The organism is Eubacterium oxidoreducens, assembly GCF_900104415.1.
GTDB classification, from domain to species: Bacteria; Bacillota; Clostridia; order Lachnospirales; family Lachnospiraceae; genus Eubacterium_C; species Eubacterium_C oxidoreducens.
Window position 1 is genome coordinate 1 of sequence record NZ_FMXR01000016.1, and the last position, 23,236, is coordinate 23,236.

18 protein-coding genes and 1 tRNA gene are annotated in these 23,236 nt (G+C 40.5%); 2 read left to right on the forward strand and 17 right to left on the reverse strand.

Features of this window, described 5'->3' with window-relative positions; translation table 11 throughout:
* Positions 1-277: 277 nt before the first annotated feature.
* From BLS20_RS10515 to BLS20_RS10540, 6 genes are all read right to left on the reverse strand, one after another.
* A complete protein-coding gene (locus tag BLS20_RS10515) occupies positions 278-1,429 on the reverse strand; it encodes an IS91 family transposase (protein ID WP_090174332.1) in 1,152 nt (383 codons plus the stop codon).
* Positions 1,422-2,270 carry a tyrosine-type recombinase/integrase gene (locus BLS20_RS10520; protein ID WP_090174333.1) on the reverse strand — a complete coding sequence of 283 codons (849 nt, stop codon included), beginning with the start codon at positions 2,268-2,270 and terminating at the stop codon, positions 1,422-1,424. Before BLS20_RS10520 ends, BLS20_RS10515 begins: the two co-directional genes overlap by 8 nt.
* A 253-nt stretch (positions 2,271-2,523) precedes the next feature.
* Positions 2,524-3,096 carry a hypothetical protein gene (locus tag BLS20_RS10525; protein WP_090174334.1) on the reverse strand — a complete coding sequence of 191 codons (573 nt, stop codon included), beginning with the start codon at positions 3,094-3,096 and terminating at the stop codon, positions 2,524-2,526.
* A 48-nt stretch (positions 3,097-3,144) separates the two neighbouring features.
* Positions 3,145-3,774 carry a hypothetical protein gene (locus tag BLS20_RS10530; RefSeq protein WP_090174335.1) on the reverse strand — a complete coding sequence of 210 codons (630 nt, stop codon included), beginning with the start codon at positions 3,772-3,774 and terminating at the stop codon, positions 3,145-3,147.
* A gap of 65 nt (positions 3,775-3,839) precedes the next feature.
* Positions 3,840-5,084: a PDDEXK nuclease domain-containing protein gene (locus tag BLS20_RS10535; RefSeq protein ID WP_090174336.1), complete on the reverse strand. Its 1,245-nt coding sequence runs from the start codon at positions 5,082-5,084 to the stop codon at positions 3,840-3,842.
* Positions 5,085-5,131: 47 nt separating this feature from the next.
* The gene (locus BLS20_RS10540; RefSeq protein WP_176762377.1) at positions 5,132-5,743 is read right to left on the reverse strand and encodes a helix-turn-helix domain-containing protein; all 612 of its coding nucleotides are present in this window, start codon (positions 5,741-5,743) and stop codon (positions 5,132-5,134) included.
* A 212-nt stretch (positions 5,744-5,955) separates the two neighbouring features.
* Here BLS20_RS10540 and BLS20_RS10545 point away from each other — a divergent pair, with 212 nt between their 5' ends.
* Positions 5,956-6,171, forward strand: a complete 216-nt coding sequence (locus tag BLS20_RS10545; RefSeq protein ID WP_090174338.1) for a helix-turn-helix domain-containing protein — start codon at positions 5,956-5,958, stop codon at positions 6,169-6,171.
* Between the two features lie 319 nt (positions 6,172-6,490).
* On the opposite strand, the gene BLS20_RS10550 is transcribed toward BLS20_RS10545, so the two are convergent.
* From BLS20_RS10550 to BLS20_RS10565, 5 genes are all read right to left on the reverse strand, one after another.
* Positions 6,491-6,564: transfer RNA gene (locus BLS20_RS10550), tRNA-Pro, on the reverse strand.
* Positions 6,542-6,727 carry a hypothetical protein gene (locus BLS20_RS13545; protein ID WP_143010257.1) on the reverse strand — a complete coding sequence of 62 codons (186 nt, stop codon included), beginning with the start codon at positions 6,725-6,727 and terminating at the stop codon, positions 6,542-6,544. The genes BLS20_RS10550 and BLS20_RS13545 overlap by 23 nt, the downstream gene beginning before the upstream one ends.
* Positions 6,728-7,300: 573 nt before the next feature.
* Positions 7,301-8,761, reverse strand: coding sequence for an FAD-dependent oxidoreductase (locus tag BLS20_RS10555; protein WP_090174339.1), 1,461 nt, complete (start codon positions 8,759-8,761; stop codon positions 7,301-7,303).
* Between the two features lie 29 nt (positions 8,762-8,790).
* The gene (locus tag BLS20_RS10560; RefSeq protein ID WP_090174340.1) at positions 8,791-9,975 is read right to left on the reverse strand and encodes an NADH-ubiquinone oxidoreductase-F iron-sulfur binding region domain-containing protein; all 1,185 of its coding nucleotides are present in this window, start codon (positions 9,973-9,975) and stop codon (positions 8,791-8,793) included.
* 4 nt (positions 9,976-9,979) lie between these two features.
* Entirely contained in the window at positions 9,980-12,094 is a 2,115-nt protein-coding gene (locus BLS20_RS10565) for an FAD-dependent oxidoreductase (protein ID WP_090174341.1), read from the reverse strand.
* Positions 12,095-12,281: 187 nt separating this feature from the next.
* Here BLS20_RS10565 and BLS20_RS10570 point away from each other — a divergent pair, with 187 nt between their 5' ends.
* A complete protein-coding gene (locus BLS20_RS10570) occupies positions 12,282-13,826 on the forward strand; it encodes a PucR family transcriptional regulator (protein WP_090174342.1) in 1,545 nt (514 codons plus the stop codon).
* Here the strand turns inward: BLS20_RS10570 and BLS20_RS10575 are convergent.
* From BLS20_RS10575 to BLS20_RS10600, 6 genes are all read right to left on the reverse strand, one after another.
* A complete protein-coding gene (locus BLS20_RS10575) occupies positions 13,823-15,085 on the reverse strand; it encodes a hypothetical protein (protein ID WP_090174343.1) in 1,263 nt (420 codons plus the stop codon). The genes BLS20_RS10570 and BLS20_RS10575 overlap by 4 nt on opposite strands.
* 115 nt (positions 15,086-15,200) lie before the next feature.
* A complete protein-coding gene (locus tag BLS20_RS10580; RefSeq protein ID WP_090174344.1) occupies positions 15,201-16,685 on the reverse strand; it encodes a methyl-accepting chemotaxis protein in 1,485 nt (494 codons plus the stop codon).
* Positions 16,686-16,845: 160 nt separating this feature from the next.
* Positions 16,846-18,837: a transglycosylase domain-containing protein gene (locus tag BLS20_RS10585; RefSeq protein WP_176762378.1), complete on the reverse strand. Its 1,992-nt coding sequence runs from the start codon at positions 18,835-18,837 to the stop codon at positions 16,846-16,848.
* A 22-nt stretch (positions 18,838-18,859) separates the two neighbouring features.
* A complete protein-coding gene (locus tag BLS20_RS10590; RefSeq protein ID WP_176762379.1) occupies positions 18,860-19,465 on the reverse strand; it encodes a TetR/AcrR family transcriptional regulator in 606 nt (201 codons plus the stop codon).
* 132 nt (positions 19,466-19,597) lie between these two features.
* A complete protein-coding gene (locus BLS20_RS10595; protein ID WP_090174347.1) occupies positions 19,598-21,466 on the reverse strand; it encodes an ABC-F family ATP-binding cassette domain-containing protein in 1,869 nt (622 codons plus the stop codon).
* Complete coding sequence (locus BLS20_RS10600) at positions 21,466-23,196, reverse strand: GGDEF domain-containing protein (RefSeq protein WP_090174348.1); 1,731 nt, start codon at positions 23,194-23,196, stop codon at positions 21,466-21,468. The genes BLS20_RS10595 and BLS20_RS10600 overlap by 1 nt, the downstream gene beginning before the upstream one ends.
* Between the last annotated feature and the right edge of the window lie 40 nt (positions 23,197-23,236).

Consider the following 23,236-nt stretch of genomic DNA (forward strand, 5'->3'; position numbering starts at 1 on the left):
CAAATTCTTTAGGTTAGAATCGCTGTAAGGTCAAACGAAAAAGCAGCTTGAATTATAACAATAACTGCCCTTTCGTTTGATCTTATTGCGATTTAACCTAATTGAACAAAGTAAGCGTCCGTGGAGCCGATACATATGGAGTTTCAATTCATGGAGCTTACCAGTTTTACTGCCTAATTAGATAATAGCATACATTATGTCTTTTGTTTTTTGTATTTTAGGGTATCAGAAATAAACCTCCCATATGCGAGGTTTTTGCAAATATTATTCCTGTATATCAACAAAGTAACGGTTTTTGTCTATGATGATCAATCACTTTTCCGCCACAGTGCTTGCATATACCGACCTTAAATCCCCATAGATGATCCAATATCTGAGCAGATGTCATATTCCTGAGCTCGGATATATACTTCTTACAACCAAGTTGATTCCTGCATAAAGTAAGATTACTGTTCTTCATGCGGCTGCAAAGCAATCCATAATGCCTTATTCTTACAAAGCGCTTTGGCGGAACATGCATAAGAAATCGCCTTATAAATTCAACTCCACTTATAGTAAGTTCCTTCCATTTGCCTTCATTACGGTAGTCTTTAACGGAAAATGTGACATTTTCACCATTGATGCGAATGATTCTGTAGTTGCTTATGGCTATCCTATGAGTATATTTGCCAAGGTATTTAATTACTGATTGAGCACCATTGAATGTTTTCTTGCAATGAGGAATCCATTCCTTAGAATAGCAGGTATCAATTAAGGATTTAAACTCATATCTATTCTGATATTTTTCTGATGAACCATAAAACTTTAGCTTTCCATCTTCCCACAGACTTTTTAATTCTTCCATGTATTTTCCGCGAAAAACTTTGGAGATCACCTGTACCGGTAGAAAAAACTTATCACCCTTATCTTTCCAATGTTTGTTTTTATCAAGACCTCCACCCAAAAGTATTGTGTGTATATGAGGGTGATAATTCATCTCTGATCCCCATGTGTGCAGTATGCAGATATATCCAACATTTGCACCAAGGTATTTATCCTGAACAGAGAGATCGTTGATAGTGGCTGAAGCAGCATGGTACAACGTATCATAAAGAAGTTTTTGATTGCTGTAGATAACAGGATTCAACTCAGCTGGAACAGTAAATACCAGATGGAAATATGGAGCATCTAAAACATCTTCCTTTCGCATATCCATCCACTTTTCTTTAGGAAGAGTCTGACACATAGGACAACACCTGTTTCTGCAGGAATTATAGTGGATTGAAATACAACCACAGTCTTCGCATACCTGTACATTTGCCCCCATGCGTGAAGTCTTACAATTCATAATGGCATTTGAAACTTTGGACTGTTCCGCTGATGGTGTATATTTCTCAAGATATTCAGAATAAAATTTCAAAAATATATCTTGGACAGTAGGTTTATTCATTTTTTAGGTCCTCTCTGTCAAAAGGACTCTGAATCCCCATAATAGTCTTATTGCTTCTGTGTAAATATACCTCAGTGGATTTAGGATCTCTATGTCCGAGAAGAGTTTGTATATACTTTTGATCAACCCCCTGCTCCATGAGATGTGTTGCAAAGCTGTGTCTAAGACTATGAGGTGTTGCTTTAGCAGTAATACCTGATTCTTTAATGGCTCTGCGCATGACCTGTTCCAGAGTACTTACTGTAAGATATTCTCCTGTGAATCTGTTGGGGAAAAGAATGCCGGTGGGGCGATTTCTCTCAAACCAATAGCGGGTGAGTATATCAAGATTTTTCTTTGAGAGAATTGTATAACGATCCATGCGGTTTTTAGTATTCCGTACATGAATCTGCATGTTTGATCTGGAAATATCATCATAATGCAAGTGTATGACTTCTGATACACGCATTCCAGAAGAATACATGGTTGCAAACATTGCCTTATATTTTATATCCTCAACGTTATCGAGAAAGAGATTAACTTCATCCAATGTAAGAACAACCGGCAAAGGTTGATCTTTTATCATGCGTGGGACTAAAATCTCATCCCAAAGTATGCCGAGAACAAACTTATAAAAAAAGCGAATAGATGAGTTATAGAGATTCAAGGTAGTGGCCTTTAATCCCTCATCTTTTTTGCGTAGAAGAAAATCTCGTACATCCTGGCAGGTAAGTTCCTTAGGATCTTTTCCGACATAGTTTAAAAAATAAGCAACATAGTTATGATAGCAGGATATAGAACGTTCCTTAAGATTGCGTATTTTTCCTGCTTCATCAAGTTTTTTCAAATATTCATCATACATAGTAAAACCTCCGAAAGTATAGTCATTGATAGGAACAACTAAAACTTTGGAGGTGCATGTACATCAAAATGATGCTTGTACTTTGCACAAGCGAATGGTATTCTTTTCATGGCAGTGTTAGTAATGATCCTGTTTGATTGTTAAGTTTCGCGACTATAACAATACTACTATTAGGACTTACTTTCTACTGCCTTTTTGATAAAAAGAAAATCACTGCACACAGCCTAGGCAGGCCATCGCGCAGCGATTTTGTTCAATCATAATTTGTACCCACATAGCACTCAGGAATATCATTGATTGTATAAGTCAGTTTAAGAGCTTTTTTAAGCCCGTTCTTTTTGCTCCTTAGTTTTCCGAGTTTAGAAGCATATTTGTTTTTTGTGTATGAAACGCCTTTTACAAAGTATAGTTTAGAACCATTCACTGTCTTTGTCTTTCCGGTCTTTTTTACACAGCCGTCCACATAATAGGATCCATCCCAATTTATAACTACCGTCAGTTTGCTTTTGCCCGAACCGACTGCATAGAGATTTCCGCTATCCATATCCTTGATAACGAAATATCCTGCCATATAAAATGCATCCGAGTAATCCGAAGATGCTGTATTTATATATATCTTTCCCTTGTTGACCTTTTTAACCCTTTTCTGGTCTTTCTTATAAAGCTTCTGATACTTCTTAAGCTGTTTCTTCGTTGATTTCAGTTCTTTTTTTACAGATGTCGTGGTCCAAGTCTTGCTTCCTGCAAAAGTCATATCACATGGTACACATGACAGCACCATAGTAAGCACAAGAATAAGAGAAAATACTTTTAAAACCTTTTTCATACACTACCTCCTCCAAAACAATATTTACACTTTCCACATTATAATACATTATTTGCATATTGACATAAGCTCTTTATTTTTATAAAAGAACTCCTTAGCTTGACCGATATCAAACCCCCGTGACGGATGTTTTACCTGATATACTGTAAGTGGCTTTTCCAACGACACTTCGCAATGTTTCCTCTTTTCATCCGTTGCCAAATAATAACAGATTCTGGCAATATTTCTCCGGCCGCCAGAAGATTTCCCAATTTCTATATCTTCTTCACAGAATTCATCACCAACCAAATCCGGCATGGCATAATACACCTTCTGGCTAAAACACACTATACAATTTATATCGTTCTCATTAACAAAAGAAAACAGACTATTATTATAATCCCTTCGGTTTTCGGAAATTGCTTCATCAGCCTTATTATCCCCAACCCCGCAAGGCATCTCTATATAATTGCCATAAAACACCTTATCCCAGAATTCTTCGCTCATTTCATAATACCCAAAGGATTTAGATATCCTATCGAAAAACCGCATCCATTCGTCTCTGCTACCTTTGTGATTTTCACTCAGATAGAACTCAATAACGCCTCTTGTGGTTTCAGTCTCTCCATAATGGGATTCTCCGAGAATCAATATTCCGTTTTCATTTGCCTTTTTGCCTATCCAAGCTCCAGGATACATAGCAACCCCTCAAAAAGTCATATCCAGCACTCATAAATCAGCGTCTAATCCGTCACACACACGCGTTAATTAAAAGGTTCTCCCTGCAAATTCATTTTGTATTCTTCTTCAGCAAGATCAATTTGCCTCTGTATTTGCTCTGCGGTAGGTAAGTATTCTTGTATTTCCTTAATCTTGACATTGTCATACGTAGCAACTCCCATAGGCGTGGTAATGCCCTGAAATGCAAGCTGTACCTCTGTGTGATTCATATCCCTGCATATCAAAAGCCCGATAGTAGGATTGTCACTGTCATGTTTAACGAACTCATTAACCGCATTTACATAGAAATTCAACTTTCCTGTAAATTCCGGATCAAACGGCTTAACCTTTAGTTCTATTACTACATAGCATCTGAGATATATGTGATAAAACAGCAGATCAATCTTTCTGGTTTTACCGGCTATTATGATTTCCTTCTGCCTTCCCACAAAAGCCCAGCCATCACCAAGTTCAAGCAGAAAGCGCGTCATACGCTGTTCCAATACATCCTCCAATGCATTTTCATCATATTCTTCCGGTAGGCTCACAAACCCCAGGTCATAATTGCTCTTTAATATTTCCTTTGCTAGTTTACCTTGAATAGCAGGGAGCTTCCCATCAAAATTAGTGACTGCTCTCCCAGTGGTATGATATTGGTCAGCCCGGATGATATTATCCAGAGCACTACGACTGAGATTTCCCACTATTGTTTTTTCAATGTAAAACAGTGCTTCATCGATACTATGAGATTTTTGTATTATTAACACATGATGCTTCCAAGGCACAAAAGCGAATGACGATGGAAATGATAATTCTGAATCAAGCTGGTTCAGTTTTGGTTTATGAATTTCTGAACCAAGCTGGTTCAGTTTTTCCTCTGTAATATCTGAAGCAACTTGTTTCAGTTTAGGGCTGCCCATATCCAGATGCGCTTCCATATCCGAAATCAGCGTTGCCGCCTCTGCATTTTCAGTATAGAAGGTATACCACTGCTTCATAAACCAAAGATTACGCGCAGAAAATCCTTTAGCATTAGGAAACTCTGCCTGCAAATCAAGGCTGACCTGATTAACGATTCCGGTTCCCCATTTTTCCTCAGCTTTACGGATGACAAGATCTCTTCCGAGCTGCCAGTTGAAAAGAAGCTGTTCGGAATTCACCTTAACAGCGGCTTTTATCTGAGCATTACGAAATCGCTGTTTTATTTCATGTATCCAATTTACGTATTCGCCATCCAGAGTGACATCCTTGGTTCCCACTAATTCCGGCTTGTTTTCCTGTAAATCCATTTAATCCTCCAATTTTGCAGATAATGTCTGCAAAAATTGTTCCTCCTTTATTTTTCGGCTTTCATTATTTTTTCGAGTTCATGTGCTGCACTTTCCTTCGCAGCTCTTTCTGATTTAGACGGAGCATCTGCATCTGTAGAATAAGGAAAGTTCCATTCCCACATATGATACTCGTGGATTATCCTTTTCTTTTCTTCTTCTGATGATGCCCCTAAAATATCAGATTCCATCTGTTTCCTACGGTCATACCACATCTTAAGGTTTTTATTCATTGTGCTGACGTTGATGTCATGCTGGCTCTCACCAAAGCAAATACACATTTGGCCGTCAACCTCTTTTAAACGGAGATCATAAAGTGTTTCCATTTCAAAAAACGCAAACATAGCACCGAGGTAGCTTGTTACCTGGGGATCCTGTAAGGCGCTTGCTTCGACTTCTAAGGCTTCCGCTATCTGTTTACATAAATCGAATTTTGGGTTTCGCGCTCCATTTTCATACTGTTGTATTCTATTTGCGTTCAGACCGACCTTTTTCCCAAGTTCGCTTTGTGACATATCTTCTTCCTGTCGTATTGCACGTATTCTTCGCCCAATACGGCTTCCGGCTGTTTCTCGGTCGAAGTCCTCTGGTGCGGTTCCAAATGGATTGTACATATACATAAGGTTCATCTCCTTTTACCTACTACTTTTAATTAAGACCTACTTTGCTCATTCTACCACAGAAACAACAATAAAGATATGAAAAAGCACAATTTTGTTGTTGGAAATCACAAAAGTAACATTTCTGTTGTTGCCATTAACGTTTTTATGCTTTATTATACAGATAGTAACAGAATTATTGTTTTGATTAACTTTTGGTTTAGAGGCAAAAAATGAATGATTTATTAAACGAATACCCACCGATTCTTAACATTAATGAGGTCGCTGAAATACTCGGCGTTGCGCCAAATACAATCCGAAAACTCATTAAGAACGACAGCATCCCCGCTGTGAAAGTCGGTAAGAGGTACAAAATCACAAAGACAAAACTCCTGAATTATCTGGGGGAATATAACGAAGCTCAGGAGCCCCTAACAAGAAAGTCATAAGTTCATGTGTCTCTATTCTCGTCCATCAGGGCAACGATGTAAAGAGCATTCAGAAGTGGGTAGGTCATGCAGACATTAACACAACCCTTAGGATCTACGCTAAGGTAAAAGAAAAAGATGCAAAGAAAGAGATATCCGATGCTATGACGAATATCATACAGATTAAGAATTATAGCAACGAGTAACCTATTAACAACAGCATGGGAAGTCTTCTAAAATAGGGATTAAAACGAAAATAAATGATAAAAGTTAGAACAAAGTTAGAACTGAGAGCAAAATCAAAAGGCTTCGGAAATCCGAAACCATTGATTTTACTGAGTCGATGCGACAGGATTTGAACCTGCGACCTCTGCGTCCCGAACGCAGCGCTCTACCAAACTGAGCCACGCATCGCTATTAATTTTTTCGCTGCTACACAGCGCTCTGCAATTTCACTAGATTCATCTGCGACCTTCGGTCTTGATTCATCAAGTGTTTTGCATGCCTCGCACCTATGATGCTGTCTTCGCTTCGCTCGCCACCATCTTAGTGCTCTGGCGATACCAAACTGAGCCACGCATCGTTATTTAGTCACTCGATTATATTAATTCTTTTTTGATGCACTGTCAAGGAAAAATTTTATCTAAGTGGTCATGTCCCTTCATCTCGTTCACTATTCATATAGCAAAAACTCTTCCATATTTTGTCCAACCTCAAGTATTCCAACCTATGTACATATAGAAGATAGCTCTTTCATCATAATAATAAACAATTTATCTTTCCAATTTTGGTCTAAAAGATTATCATATAAATGTAATATTATTGAGCCGCTTTTTGTACAGGGAGAAGAGTTTATCCGTGAATTTACATTGAAATAATTCGTCAGAATATGTATATTACGTGTAATGTCATGGCTGGCGAGACCAACATAAGAGCATAAAACAAATATTAAGCCCGGGTACAATAACGTTTGTACTCGGGTTTAGATTTTCGCATATCTGCCGGTGTACATGTCAAGACTCGCTCGCGAGTCTTGCGCGCCGGATTCGGGTCTGCTTCAGCAGACAAATTCCTGTCCGAATCCGTGCGCATCCTCGCGGAGCGTTTAACTCAGTCGGAGCTTGTTCTCCGACTGAGTTAAAACTCTTACTTAATCGTCTAACTCATCAATATAATCCGCAGCTGACTCTCCTGCCATACGACCAGAATTTACAGCCCATCCCATGGAATTTCCAGGAAGGGTAAAGTTGTAGCTGTCTCCGTAGAGGGTATTAGCATCATTACCAGCACTGTAAAGTCCCGGAATAATCTGCTCGTTGTTATCGAATACTTCGCAGTACTTGTTGACTCTTACGCCGCCGATAGTTCCATAAGCAGCCACATAGAATTTGCCGACTCTGTATTTGCCTTTACCAGTGATTGGATGCAGGAACTTTGGATTCTTATTAAACTGTGAGTCATAACCACAATCACACATATCGTTGTAATCTTCGATGGTCTCTTCTAGTTTTTCCGGATCAATGCCGAGCTTTTCAGCAAGCTCTTCGATGGATTCCGCTTCAAAGTAACCATCATATCCTTCCTCCACTGCACGCTCAAACTCCGGCTCCACCTGCATAAATGCCTCTTCCGGATGTACAATATCGAAGATATCCGGACCATTTTTCTTATAATACTTTAAGATACCGTCATCCATGATACAGTAAGCATAGTTACCCGGCTGGATGTCGATGGCATTACCGGTAAATGTCGTATTACCCATACGGTCCTCATTCATAAAACGATCGCCGCGCTGGTTAATCAGCAGGTTCGGCTGACGAAGAACCGCATCCAGCAAGAAATAGTTCATGTTGTCTTTGAGCTGGTAGATCTTCTCGACATTGGCCCCATACTTCATAGCGCCGACGTTCCACATCATGTTCAAACCGTCACCACTTGTGCCCGGCACGTTGAATGGGAAGAAATCCTCCCAGAGATTGTATCCAAAGTTTTCTTTCAGCATCTCAGCATTCGTACCAAATCCACCGGTTGCGACGATGACCGCTTTTGCACGTGCTTCAATCTCTTCGCCGTCTTTATCCACAGCCTTAACACCCACACATTTGCCATCTTCCATAATGAGTTCCTTAACCGGAGTCTCTAAGAAGATTTCGCTACCAAGTTCTTTTGCCTTGTCGGTTAAAATCCGAACCATAGGACCGGCTGCGCGAGGTCCGATTACACCATTTTCCGGCTTCACGATATGCCAGGTAGCTGCAGATTCTGCAAAGTAACGGAAAGCGCCGGCGAACTCTACGCCCAGGTCCTCGAGCCACTCAATGGTATCCGAAGACTTGTCAAAATAAGTCTGCACCAGATCGGCATCAACCTGATAATGTGTATACTTCATGTGAATATCATAAGCTTCATCTTTCGTGATAGAATCAAACTGTCTTTTTTGAATCTTGGTTTCCAGGCCAAGTGGTCCCATACCCATGTTGGCTGCTCCACCGGTTGTATTCGCTTTTTCAAATACAATTGAATCAAGACCGGCTTCCCCAACCGTTACAGCTGCTGCAAGACCGGCAGGACCGGCTGCTACTACAATTACATCTGTTTCCATTGTTTTCATGCTATCTTCCTCCTCATAAGCATCTAATCTTAATGACGTTTCTTGAATTTACCTACCTTGGTTAAGCGGGTAGGCAGTTTTGGAACTCGTCCGGTTGTCTGAATGATGGCGTCTTCTTCACAGACCTCGATACATTTGCCACACTTTGTGCACTCAAATTCATCAATCATGTGAATAAAGCCGGCCTTTCCTTCAATCGCATCCACCGGACAGACATCTGCACATTCCTCACAACCCTCGCAGGTGTTCGGATCGATGTAAATCGTCATAAACGATTTACAGACATTGGCTGCACATTTTTTCTTCTTTATATGATCCTCGTATTCCGATGAAAAGTATTTAAGCGATCCCCTTACCACATCAGAAGCTGTCTGGCCCATGGAGCATGGTGTGGAAAATGTCATCGCCTCAGATATTTCATCGAGCATATCGACAAATTCTTTCTTTCCCCGTCCTTGCGTAATTTCCTTCATCATCGTGTGAAGCTGGATAAGACCTTCACGACAGAAATTACATTTCCCGCAGCTGTGTCTGCGCTCTGCCAAAAGAATCTTCTCGCACTCATCGATGATACAACTCTTGGATGAGAAGATGGTAAGAAGTCCATTTCCCACCTTCGTGTCCGCATCCAATTCAGTCTCAAGAATCTCCGGCCCATAGAGCATTGTTCCAAGGCGAACCGCTTTCACATCCTTAGCCCCGGCAATCTCAGAAAGCTTCGTTCCATATGGATACTTTTTGAGTTCTCCAATCTTACCGTCTGTTTGAACGGCGATGTGATAGCCCGGTTCATAGTCACCGGCAAGGACATTTGCCAGTTCATACATCGTTTCAATATGATGGAAGATGCATCCCTGATTCGCACGCTTATTTAAAAATGCTACGCGAATCTCGATGCCTGCCTGATCAGCTTTATCTTTAAGCGAGTCCGCCAATTCATCTTCCCCTTCCGGCAGATATAAGACCTTATGGTCTGTTTCGACTGCCTTTGCCGCAGCTTCCATACCGGCAAATATCTGATCTGTATGTTCTTTCCATAACCCAAGCAGTGGCTTTTCAATGTCCGAGTTATTAAGTGCTGCCACAATGCCTTCAGCGCCTTCGTCCCATTTCTCGATTACCAAACTTTTTAAATCCCCATATTCTGTTAGCGCTGCTTGTTTTACTTTGCCGCGAATCTCGTCGGCGCTCATCTGATTTATCCTATCTCTCATCTTCTTACGCCTCCTTTTGATCCGAATACTGTGTCCAAAGTCTCGGCTCGTGAATCTGTAATCTTAGGTCACATTGCAAACATCTTGAAGACTCCCCGCAGATATCGCTCTCGCAGATTCCAAAATCAAACAAATCAAAATTGTTCTCTCTTTCGGCTGCGCTAAGAATCTTTTGATCTGCTGCCTTAAGATGTGCAAACCCTTCTTCCTTGCCAATGCATGGATCTGGAATTTCTACCGGTGCAAGTTGCTCTGTGATGTCTCCGTCTCCACCTAAGAAGCGGTCGATTTCACAGGCGGCATCCCTTCCGGATGCAATCGCCTGGATTACAGATTTCGTTCCGTATACAACATCTCCCGCTGCAAAGATACCTTCTACCGATGATGCCAGGCTATTGTCCGCTACCTTAATGCTGTTTCCCTTACCAAGCTCAAGACCCTGCTGTGGTGAAAGCTCAGCCCACTGACCGGTTGCGAAGATAACAGTGTCTGCATCGATATGATGCTCAGAACCTTCTTCTTTCTCGATGATTGCCTTGCGATTCTCGTCAAAGTAAAAGTCCTTCACATTCATAAAGTCGACGCCGGTTACCTTACCGTCTCCGGTGATTCGTTCAAACGTCTGCGCCGGATGTACCTGAATGCCTTCTTCCATAGCCTGCACAATTTCTTCTTCATCTGCGGTCATCTTATCCCTAGCCTCCAGACACGCCAGATGAATCTCCTTTGCACCAAGACGCTTAGCCGTCCTGGCACAGTCAAATGCAACGTTACCTCCGCCAAGCACGATGATGCTCTTGCCCATACCGGTCTCTTCGCCAAGCGATGCTTTCCTTAAAAAATCGATGTTAAGCAATACGCCTTCCTTGTCATTTCCTTCCATCGGAAGACGAACGCCGACATGATTGCCGATTGCCATCAATACTACGTCATATTGTGTTTTTAATGCCAATATATCTGTAACTTTTGCATTTGTCTCAACCTTCACGCCCTGGTCTGTAATAACCGCGGCTTCTTTTGCGATGATGTCTCGTGGAAGACGATAGGCAGGTATTCCATATGCCATCATACCACCGACCGTCGGAAGTGCTTCTTTCACAGTCACATCATGACCTTGTTTTCTTAAATAGTAAGCGGCTGTCAGACCGGCCGGTCCACCGCCAACTACGCAGACCTTCTTACCGGTATCGGCAAGTTGTTTTCCCTTGCCCTTCCAATACTTTCCTGTATCATGCTCTGCTGCATAACGCTTAATCTCGCGAATTGACATCGCCTCGGATACTTCCTTCCTCTTACACTGCTTTGCACAAGCCTGTGTGCAGATCATGCCAAGCGCATGTGGAAACGGAACCTTCTCACGGATAACTGCTGCTGCCGCATCACAGTCACCTTCTTTTACATAACGAATATATCTTGGAATATCCGTATGCGCCGGACATTCTCCCTTGCAAGGTACGAGTGCTTCTTCTCTCTTAAGATCCGTATTTATCAGTTGCATCTTATCCCGAATACTTCCAGTCGGACAGACCTCGGCGCAGGCTGTACAAAACCGGCAATCCACATCCGCAAGCAACTGATCATGAAGCGTTCCCACATATGTCTCAAGATCTTTTTTTCGAAAATCAAGAACCCCTACGCCGCGAAGCTTGTTACAGGCTCTGACACATCTTCCGCATAATACACAGCGGTTCATATCGTGGATAAGCAAAGGATTATCTTCGTTCGCCTTTATTCCCTTTGTGCGTGTCCGCATTCTGGCATTGTTGGCTCCAATATACTGGATTAATGTCTGCAGTTCACAGTTGCCGTACTTCGGACAGGTAGAACAATCCTCCGGATGACCTGCCAATAACAGTTCTAGTGCAAGCGTTCGAAGCTTGTTTACTCTCTCCGTTGTGGTATGAATCACCATACCGTCCCTCGGCTTTAATGTACAAGACGGCGTAACCTCATCCATCCCCTCTACCTCTACAATACACATACGACATGATCCATTATCCGGAAGATCCGGATGATGACAAAGATGCGGAATGTAGATTCCATTTTCCAGTGCTGCTTCTAACACATTTTCCTTTTCTTCCACTTCTAACGTGATTCCATCAATTGTAATGGTTGCCATATTACCTACTCCTTTTTATGTTCAACAATTATCTAATCGTTTCATCTCAAAAATTGTCCGCGTTTTGACTTCTTGTCTGGATTATAGCATAATTAAGTAAAATCAACTTCGAACGCATGTCGGAAATTCCGCTTATATATATCATATTTTTCAACATTTGTTGAATCAAAGTCAGCGAGGTAAAACTATGACAACTTTAAACGTATTATTAAACGCACTTAATGAACACCATATTTCTTATTTTCATCAGCCTTATGACAAACAGCGACCAGTCTACCAAATTAGCCACTTAACCGAAAACTCCCTTCCGGATTCACATACTCTATTTTTGCTCTCCTCTCATAGACTTTCCAAATCGCTGCAACAGATGTTGGCAGATGCTGATAAGCCACTTATGATTCTGGATCTTGCTCATCACCGCTCTCTGCCATTTCCGGCAATCTGTCTTTCGAATGATGTGGACACTTCTCATATCTATCAGATATTAAATGATGTGCTTTCTTTGGAAACCACAATTCAATCGGAGATACAATCTATGTATGCTTTGATGTTAAAAGGAGATGGACTTGATTCTTTAACCGACTACGCAGAACAGATTCTAGGACATCCCATCTCTATCCTGGATACAAGCTATGCCATCATCGCAGCCTCTTCTGGCATGCGAAAGCTTTCTTTTGGCCTTGACGATTCTTCGGATGGCTTATTTCTTAGCATTGAGGAAATCCAAAGCCTTAGACGTTTGCAGATTGAAGAGAAGATCTACACCTTTACAGAAGCCTTTTTTGTCAATACGGAAGACCATCCTGAGACCAATTGGATCTTTAGCGCCATCCGCATCCATCATGTCATGAGTGGTTATGTTGCAGTCTGTCTTCCATCAACTGCCAACGCAACTTCACGCGAACTTCGCCTAACTACAGCACTTTCACAAATCTGCAGCATCGAAATGCAAAAGCACGACTTCTTCTCCGAGCAAACCGGATTACAATATGAAACGTTTCTAACCGATCTATTAGATGGTCGCTTTGGTAACCTGCAACGAATTCATGCACGTTTAAAATTACTGAATCAACAGCTTGGCTCTTACTATTGTCTGGCTTTATTTGACCGCCTTTCCCCTTCGGGAAGTGACTTTTTCAATAAGCAACAGCTTCGTCGTCTTCGTAACCTCTTTCCAGGAAGTATGTCCATTGCTTATCAGGATATTATTGTGCTGTTTATTCACACAAAACAACCAATCTTTTTGGATCATGATTTTACTTCACCGGTTATAGAATATGCCTCCCGAAACTCTTTAAGAGTTGCCTTCAGCCAGCCATTTGCCGATTTACTTAAAACTCATATTTTTTTCCGACAGGCGCATACTACGCTTCAGCTATGCGAACAAGCACCCGGAAATCACCATGTCGGATACAGCGTTGACGCACTCCCTTATGTGCTTTTTTCCAATACCGATAATACCGCCCTTGAAGCCGGTATTCATTATCACCTGTATCATTTGCAGGATTATGATGCCATCTATCACACCGAATTTGTCAAAACGCTAAGAGCTTATCTGCAAAATGACCGTAATATGGCAAATGCGGCCAAAGCGCTTCATATTCACCGAAGTACGTTCTTTTATCGCATAAAAAAAATAGAAGAGCTCCTCGATATCTCCATTTCCGATTCGCATCTTCTATTTCTTTATGAATTAAGTTTTAAATTATGGGACTATCTGCTCCATATTTAGCAGCTTTTATATTGATTGATCTTTTTTACTTCTTTTTTGTAGGCCTTCGTCTTATACCACCACTTTCCATGGTCAATGGTCTTCTTTCCGGAGGATGTCTTGATATTTGCCTTTTTTAAGTTAAAGCACTGAAAGGCATCTACTGCACGTAACTTCTTATTCTTTGTTAAATCGATCTTTTTTAAATTCAGATCAAAATAAAAATAAGCATAATGCAGATTCTTACACTTTGTAAGCTTTACGGATGATGTATTGGCTGCATATAGATACAGCTGGTTTAAATTCTTGTATTTATTACCATCTATACTTTTATTCGTTACATAAGAAAGCGAAACAATTCTAAGATGAGAGTTCTTCTTTGGCATTTTAACCGTCAAATACTTATTAAAACTTCCATAGACGACCAATTCTACTGCTTTTTTGCAGCTTGAAACATTTACAGACTTTGTTGAAGCAGCATATTCATCTGCAAATACATATACACTCGTTGCATTTGGTGCATTCACCTTTATATTACTTGATAGAACATAATCAAAATAAGCCTTCTTCGCCGTACACGCTCTAAGGTCCGCTATTTTCTTCGCATACTTTCCGATGTCCACCGTCTTTAGATTGGTCAGATACTCGATTCCCTTAAAACTCGTGACTTTATATTGCACGTTCTCGCTATTCGTATATTTCTTGTTCTTTTTGACTATAACATGATTATTGAGTTCCGTAATCTGTTGCAGCTCCTGCGTTGTCAGATATCCGTCTTTATCAGCATCATAGCGCTTCTTCTTTCCATAAACACCTTTTTTTAAAAGCTTATACATGCCCGGAAAATTACTTTTATTAATCTTCACAACTGTATATTGTGTTACAGACGAATACATCTTATACTCTTGCCCCGACGCATCCGTATATGCTAACTTAACGCGAATATAATAAGCTCCTCCGTTACCCAATTTATCAAATGGAATCTTAATCTGAAACTTAGAAGTTGATACTTTTGTAAAAGTTGCATTGTCTGAATCAAATTCTATCGTGTCATCTTCCGCAAAAGAAGCATCTGTCGACATCTCCAGCTCATAATCATCAAGCGTTGCACCTTCTTCTAAGTCATATTCCCACTTATAAGTAAGATTTGAACTGCCGGCACTTACACTTTGTTCCTTCACTACAGTCTGTGAAGCCTGCACCTTTATACCGCCTATTATACATAGTCCGATTACCAATGTCGGCAGCACTACGACACTTGCCCATGTTCTTATATTCATAATAAACCCCTCTCATGATTTTTCGTGTAGTTAGTATATCACATACTTCCCCCTTATTTTTTTATTTTTATAAAAAAATCGAGTGCTCATTTAGGCACCCGATTTATTATGCTCTCTACTGCGCTCTGCTTTCTCCTAACTCTCTAGCTGCAACCTCAATGGTCTGCATCTTCGCATCAAAGGAATTCACCAGCTCTACACAGTCCTCACTAAGTCCGATTGCATCTTGTGTACTCGCCGTAACTTCCTCGCTGGTCGCAGAAAGTGTCTCAACGCTATCTACAATCCGCTCATTCGCCACGCGAATGTTATCCATCATCTCCGCCACGTTTTGAATCTCCTGGTCTAGATTCGTAACATCACTAAGAATGCTTTCAAACCTCTCATTTGTTTTAGAAATCAGCTCTCCCTCTCGCATCGTTGTATCAACCGTATCATCCACCTTTTGTGTTACACTTTCTGCTTCATGTACCAACATATCAAGAATGGATGTAATATTCTCTGTTGCTTCTCGTGTCTGATCCGCAAGTTCCCGAATCTCATCCGCAACAACGGCAAATCCTTTTCCGGCTTCTCCCGCTCTGGCTGCTTCAATGGAAGCATTTAATGCCAAAAGATTCGTCTGTCCGGATATATTTAAAATAATATCGGTAATACTTCGTACCTCAACCGATTTTTCCATAAGCTGCTGTGCTGCCTGCTTCATATCCGTTCCGGCTGTTAATGCATTTTGTGCTTCTTTATTTAACTCTTTTACGAGTCCGGCGCCTTCTAAAACTGCTGCCTGTGTCTGCGCCGTAATCTCAACAATATTCTCCGTCTTTTCATTCGTCTCCTGAATAATTCCCTGAATATTCCCGGTCATTTCGAGCTGTTCTTCTACCGCCTGCACCGTTGATTCCGTACTGGTTCCAATATGTCCAAGCGCATCATTTACCACGTTGGTATGATCCATAATACTATCCATGTATTCCTTGGTAGAAATTACATTTTTTAAAATGTCGTCCGCATCCGCTACTATTTCGTCTTTGAGTTCGCGATTGTGCTGCGATTCACTTTCTATCATTTCTCGTGACTCTTCCATAAAGTTCCGAAGCAATTTATTGCCCAAAAACAATGCAACAAATGCAAGCACTGCTACAATCACTTCTAACGATACGCTTTGAATCATCGCCTGTTTATCTTGTGCCGCAGACATGACAGAAACTGCCATATAAAGATTCACTGCCAGCTCCACAATTCCTACGAATCTAATGCAGAACTGATTTCCATAGACAATCAGCAAAATCAAAATAGGCAGAATATACGCAAAGGTCGAACTATCCTTTTGAGAAATCATGGAAAAACAATATAATCCCGTATATATAATACTGCTCGCATACAGCAAATGAAGCGTATCCGGCTTCATCACAAACAATACCAAAAAGATTATAAGCCCCACAATAAACATAACCAAAGTTGCTACTACCAATGATGTACTCACGCCGGCAAACTCTGCATTTTTATATAACAAAGCCATACCCAAAATATTAAATCCCATTGTGATAATCATAACAATGATAAGCAACTTATTTGCTAATCGAATCTGACCACCTGTCATACTTTACCTCCTCGCATTTATGCTTTACCCCGCTTTGTGTATGATGTTATGCACCAATTAACATTATTTTATCCTACTTATCCACTTATTACAAATCCTAATCTATATCATCTATTTGCCAGTTTACCGGCCATGAGTTGAACATTTCATTTGCAAAACCCTACTGCGTCTCTTCCTCGTTTGACAACTCTTTTGTATATGATGCAAATTCCTGATTCTCCAGGTTTTCATGAATTTTTTCCATAAAAGTATTCCAGATTTTTCCGGGATAGGAGCTTCCTTGAAGATCTGTCAGTTCTTTTGGAAGATCATAACCAACCCAAACACTCGTTGTATAATACGGTGTGTATCCAACAAACCATCCATCCTTATTTTCATTGGTTGTTCCCGTTTTTCCGGCGCAGCTCATATCTTCAAGTGCCAGTCCTTGCCCTGTCCCACTTTGCATAACGGTCTCAAGCATACTCGTCATCATACGTGAAGCATTCTTTTTATAGATCTGCTTTGTCTCTCGTTCAAATTCAACTTGATTCCCTTCGCTATCTACAATTTCCATGACACAAGTCGGTGCCCGATATACTCCATCATTTTCCAATGTGGCATACCCGGCCGCCATCTCCAATGCGGATACACCGGTTGTAAATCCTCCTAATGCACTGGCCAATCTGTAATCGTCGTCTTCAATATGAGAATAATTCATATCCAACAGATATTGAAAACCTATTACCGGTGTCAGTTCTTCAAACAACTGCCATGCAACCGTATTTTTCGACTGTGCCACGGCTGTCCGAAGCGTTATTTTACCGGAATAGGTGCCAGACGAATTCTTCGGTCCATCCTCAATTTTTTTATCCTCAACGATGGTATCCGGTGTATATCCCAGTTCTAGGCAAGGCGTATAAACAAGCAGTGGCTTTATAGAACTTCCAGGCTGTCGAAAGCTTTGATAAGCTCGATTAAGTGTATAACCATCATGCTGCTGACTTCGGCCTCCCACAATCGCACTTACATAACCGGTTGCATTATTAATACAGACTGCTGCCCCCTGCAACTTATAGATACCCTCATCATTTTTTGCCTTAAAACTTTTTAATTCCTGATTTACCGCCTTTTGCAACTGTTTTTGAATCTTTGGATCGATTGACGTATATACCGTATAACCTCCCGTCAATAAATCTTCCTGACATTTCGCATATTCTTCCGCATAGGCTATATCATACTTATCCTCTTCTTCGTCCGAATCAAATGCTACTTCAAATTCAAATCCATCTGCCGCCATCAGCGCCCGAATCGCGCAATTCGTTATATAGGTTTCTTCGTAATCATTCGTTTCATCCTCAGGAACATCAAGCACAATCTCTTCGGCTATTGCGCTTTTATATTCACTAGCCGAAATCTTTCCATCTTCATACATATTCTGCAGTATAAGATCTCGCCGCTCCAGCGTTGCATCCATATTGGTAAGCGGATCATATAAACTGGGATTATTTGGTATCGCACACAAAAATGCTACTTCTGACAACGTCAGGTATTTGGCATCACGATTAAAATATCCCCGACTAGCCGCCTGGATGCCATATAATCGATTTGCAAAATATATATTGTTTAAATAATATTCCATAATCTGCTGCTTGGAATATTTTTCTTCCAGTTTGATTGCAATAAATATTTCTTCTACTTTACGCTCCCAATTACGATCCTGCGTCAAAAATATATTTTTTGCCAATTGCTGTGTAATCGTACTTCCGCCTTGCGTTACCTCTCCTCGCCGAACAGCTGCAATTATCGCTCTCAAGATTGCCTTATAATCCACTCCGTTGTGACTATAGAATTTCTTATCTTCTATACTGATAATGGCCTGTTCAAATACCTGCGGAATCTCCTCATAAGTCAAATAATAAGATTCATCTCCGGCATTCATCGATGCGAGCTCTTTCCCATTGATATCCACTATGGTAGTTGTCTGATCGGTCTTAAATGTATCGGTGTTTGATCCATTTACATAACGCGTAGCTTCCTCTTTAATCTGTGAAATTTCTTCTGCGTATCCCCCCAGATAGTAATATGCCAGTCCTAAAAGCACCAGAATAATCAATATAATCTGTATACGAATCCGTCTTTTTCGACGTCGTTTCTTCTTTGCGCTTGCCATCTTCATCTCCCTTAATTGCCAACTAGTAAGCAAAATGCCCCCTAAGTGTCTGGATAATTCCCTCATCCATATGCAAAAGCATAATTCTGGTAAAAGTATCTACGTCCATATCTTTTCCATCTGAGAACCACCAACGCACGGAAATCATCATGGTTCCCACAAACAAATGAGAATACAAACCTGCTATTTCCTTACGATTATCCAAAATATCACGATTGCGACGAATCTCCTGTTCCAGCCGCTTACATCCACCCTCTATCATCTCCTGAAACACATCCCTTTGCGGCAGATAACAATTCCACAAAAGCTGATAGAGATCTTTATTTTCATATATTCTTTCAAGGCTCTTTCGAAGGAGCACATAATACTCTTCATCTCCTAAGAACTTTTTTTCTATAAATGTTACATCAAGCCCCTGTGTAAACTCTTCTAATACGCGGTCTACCACACAATCCTTTAAATCATATTTATCTTGATAATGCTTATAAAATGTTGAACGATTCACCCGTGCCTTTTGTGTTACATCTTTTACGGTCATGTTCTGAAAGGACATCTCTTTCAAACATTCTAAAAAGGCATGTTCGATTAATTCTCTTGTTTTAATCACCCGAAGATCCAATTGTGCCATCTTACACGCCTCCTTTATCCAAATAAAACGTAGCATACCTACGCTGCACTGTAAATAGTATTTTTCTCTACCGGATTTACTGAAAAAAGCAGGAAGTTCCACCTGCAAATCAAGGATATCTCTCGTTCGTTCTTAGCTTCTATCTTGTATCTTTTGTGCTTTTTCTTCCAGATATTCCCAGCGCTCCATCTTAAGCTCCAGCTGCTTTTCGCATTCATCCTTCTTTTCCGATAATTCTCTAAGTTTTCCGTAATCGCTGCCTGCCGCAAGCATTTCTTTTTCCAGCACCTCAAGTTCATCCTCAAGCTTTTCTATTTCAGATTCTATCATGTCATAATCCTTTTGCTCCTGATAGGTAAACTTTAACACCTTGACCTTTGATGCTTTATAAGCTGCTTTTCCCGTCAAAACGTGGCCGTCTTCGTCTACTACAGTCGTCGTCTTTTTTCCCGACGGCTGTTTTATATTTTGCAATTGTTCCGGCTGTCGGCCTTCTGCTTTCAAGCGATTTAGATAATCGGTGTAACCGCCCTCGTACTGCCGAAGAACGCCGCCTTCCTCAAAAGCAAAGATTCTTCTTACTGTTCGGTCCAAAAAATACCGGTCATGCGATACGGTAATTACAATTCCCTCAAAATGATCCAGATAATCCTCTAATACCGTCAGGGTTGCAATATCCAAATCATTCGTCGGCTCGTCCAAGATTAGCACATTTGGCGCTTCCATCAGTACACGAAGAAGATTCAATCGGCGTCTTTCACCACCTGAAAGTTTCTCAATCAAACTATACTGTTCCTCTCCGCTAAACAAAAATCTCTCCGCCATCTTTGATGCAGAAATGAGTCCATCACTTGTTCTTACAAACTCTGCCGTATTTTTAATATAATCAATCACCCTTATCTTCGGATCCATATAGGCTATGCCACCTTTTGGATCTGTTACGATTTCTTGCGAATAATATCCAATCTTGATCGTCTGCCCTATTTTAATTGTTCCACTATCATAAGGCTCTTCTCCTATCAGCATTCTCATTAAAGTCGTTTTTCCACATCCATTTGTCCCAACAAATCCAATGCGGTCATGCTTTAGGAAATAATAAGTAAAATCTGAAATCAACACTCGATTGCCATATGCTTTACATAAATGTTCAATCTCTATCGTTGTTTTTCCCATTCTTGTAGAAACACTGCTCATCTTAAGCTTATCGTCTTCACTTATCCCCGGTTGATTCTTTAGATTTTCATATCTTTCCAATCTTGCCTTTTGCTTTGTAGAGCGCGCCAGTGCTCCTCGCATCACCCATTTTAACTCATTCCTTAAGATGGCTTGTCTCTTTCTCTCACTTGCCTCCTGCATTTCTTCCCGCTGCGCTTTTCGCTCAAGATAACCGGAGTAATTGGCATTGTAGTTATATATTTTTCCGTGATCGATTTCGACAATTCTATTCGAAACCGCATCCAAAAAATACCGATCATGCGTTACCATAACTAGCGCACCTTGACGATTTCGTAAATATTCTTCCAGCCAATCCGCCATAAAATGATCCAGATGATTCGTCGGCTCGTCCAAGATTAATAGATCGCAAGGCACCAAAAGAACAATTGCCAGTGCAAGCCGCTTTCGCTGGCCGCCTGACAATTCTTTGATTGGTTGTTCATAATGATTTAAACCTAGAGTGGTAAGCATATTCTTAGCAGCACCTTCCATATCTTCAAGATGCTCTTCTTTTAAGATCTGCAATACCTGCTCTAACACCTGCATAGAGGCTTCAAACCGGGGATTCTGCGGCAAATACCGTATAACCACATGATTTGCCACCGTTCGACTTCCTGCATCCGGCTCTTCTTCCCCTGCTATCATCTTTAACAATGTTGATTTTCCGGTTCCGTTAATTCCGATTATCCCAACTTTCTCCCCCTGTTGTAGAAAGAAAGAAGTATCCTCGAACAACTTGCCAGCTCCATACGATTTTGTAATGTTTTGCAAAGAAAATATATTCATTAGTTTATTCCTGTTCTGATTTTTTCTTTCATTTTTCGTTTCATTTCATACATATGATCATCTGCAACCTGCTCCATTCGTTCTAAGGAGCCGCTGCTTTCCCGATCATAAACCACTGCGCCATATGCCATTGACAATTCAAATTCTTTTTCAGGAATTGCATTATATAATATTTCCTGATCGCGCATCTCCTTTTGACATTCTTTCCAAATCTCTTCAACCGACTGTGTTGGATGGTATAAAAATATTGCAAATTCATCTCCACCGATTCGATATGCCGATCCTTTATCCTCCACTGCATGCTCAATAATCTCGGCTGCCTTTTTAATTGCAATATCCCCCCAATGATGTCCTAATGTATCATTGATGGTCTTTAAGTTATTTAAATCCACTATAGCTATTATGATTTGATCGATTTGTCCGCTTTGTACCTGTCTTTCATATTCCGCCTCATCTCGCCGATATGCGGTACGATTCTTCATTCCGGTCAAAGCATCTGTATATGCCATCTTCTGAATTGTCTCAGCCTCTTTGGCAAGTCGCATTTCCCGCATCACTTTTGCGGTTGTAGAAAACGACACGATTAATATAAAGAAAAAGGCTCCCCATCTTACGATATGTGCTGAGTCACTCGTCTGAATATTTGAATTATTATATTTTACAATTTCAACAATTGCTGTTCCCACCAATATAATAACGCCCAGGTATATTCCATAATGCTCAATCGTCCTAATCCGTCGTTCTCTAAGTTCCTTATGATTTTTCAGAATCATCCATGCAATAAACACTGCTGCCAAAATAATAACTGCATGAATAATCTTCAATAATTCATGATAATCCGCAATGCCGGTTATGGTTGTAAGCGTAAGTCCTACCATCTCAGCAAGCACCGAAAATGAGACAATGCTGACCAGTTTTGGTCTTTTCGTCAGTACATATGCATTTACAAAGACAATGGATGTTATCGGAAGCAACATTAGCATTAAAAAATCCAAATAATGCATCAGCGCTGTTCTTCCAAATATCATCTGTGCAAATACGGTTTCTATCGCTGTCCAAAACCCTAAAACAAGCGCCAAAACACCTAATGACAATGTTAAATATGGCTCATATTTTGCCCTCTTCATTACAACCGATAATATAATTAACATAACTCCTATAATAAAAATTGCTATCCCGATAATGAATTCCATAACATGGCTACGCATATAAGCAATATTATAGGTTAATGCCGGCTCAATACTTAAGGAGTTTATAAAACAGCTGTCATCATGATAGCTTGCATCTACAACAAATGTTATCGTCTCTCCTTTATAAGAATCGTACAATTCTACACTATGAAAAATCGTACCACAGGATTTCCCGACTATTTTAGGACCCTTTTGTTCATATTGATAAATCTCATCACCATCTATATAAATCTTAAAATCGCAATTCTTACTTCGAAAATTCAGGCATGCACTCTCTGATTTATAGCTGATTGGAAGTACTTTACTTAATGTATAAGTATCTGCGCCATCTTCCCACACCGTCCATGCATCATTCATCGACATTTCGTTTCCATCTTCAGTTGTCCATCCGTTGCTGTATTCGATCGACTCTACCTCCACGCGATCTATGTAATTCCCTTTTACTACAGCAATCCCTATCACTATGAAAAGCAATACTACCACAACAAAAATTATGTTATACAGTACACTATTTAATGAATGCTTTTTTTCATTCCCCATCCTATTTTCACCCTAAACTTTTTCAAATCATTACCTAATT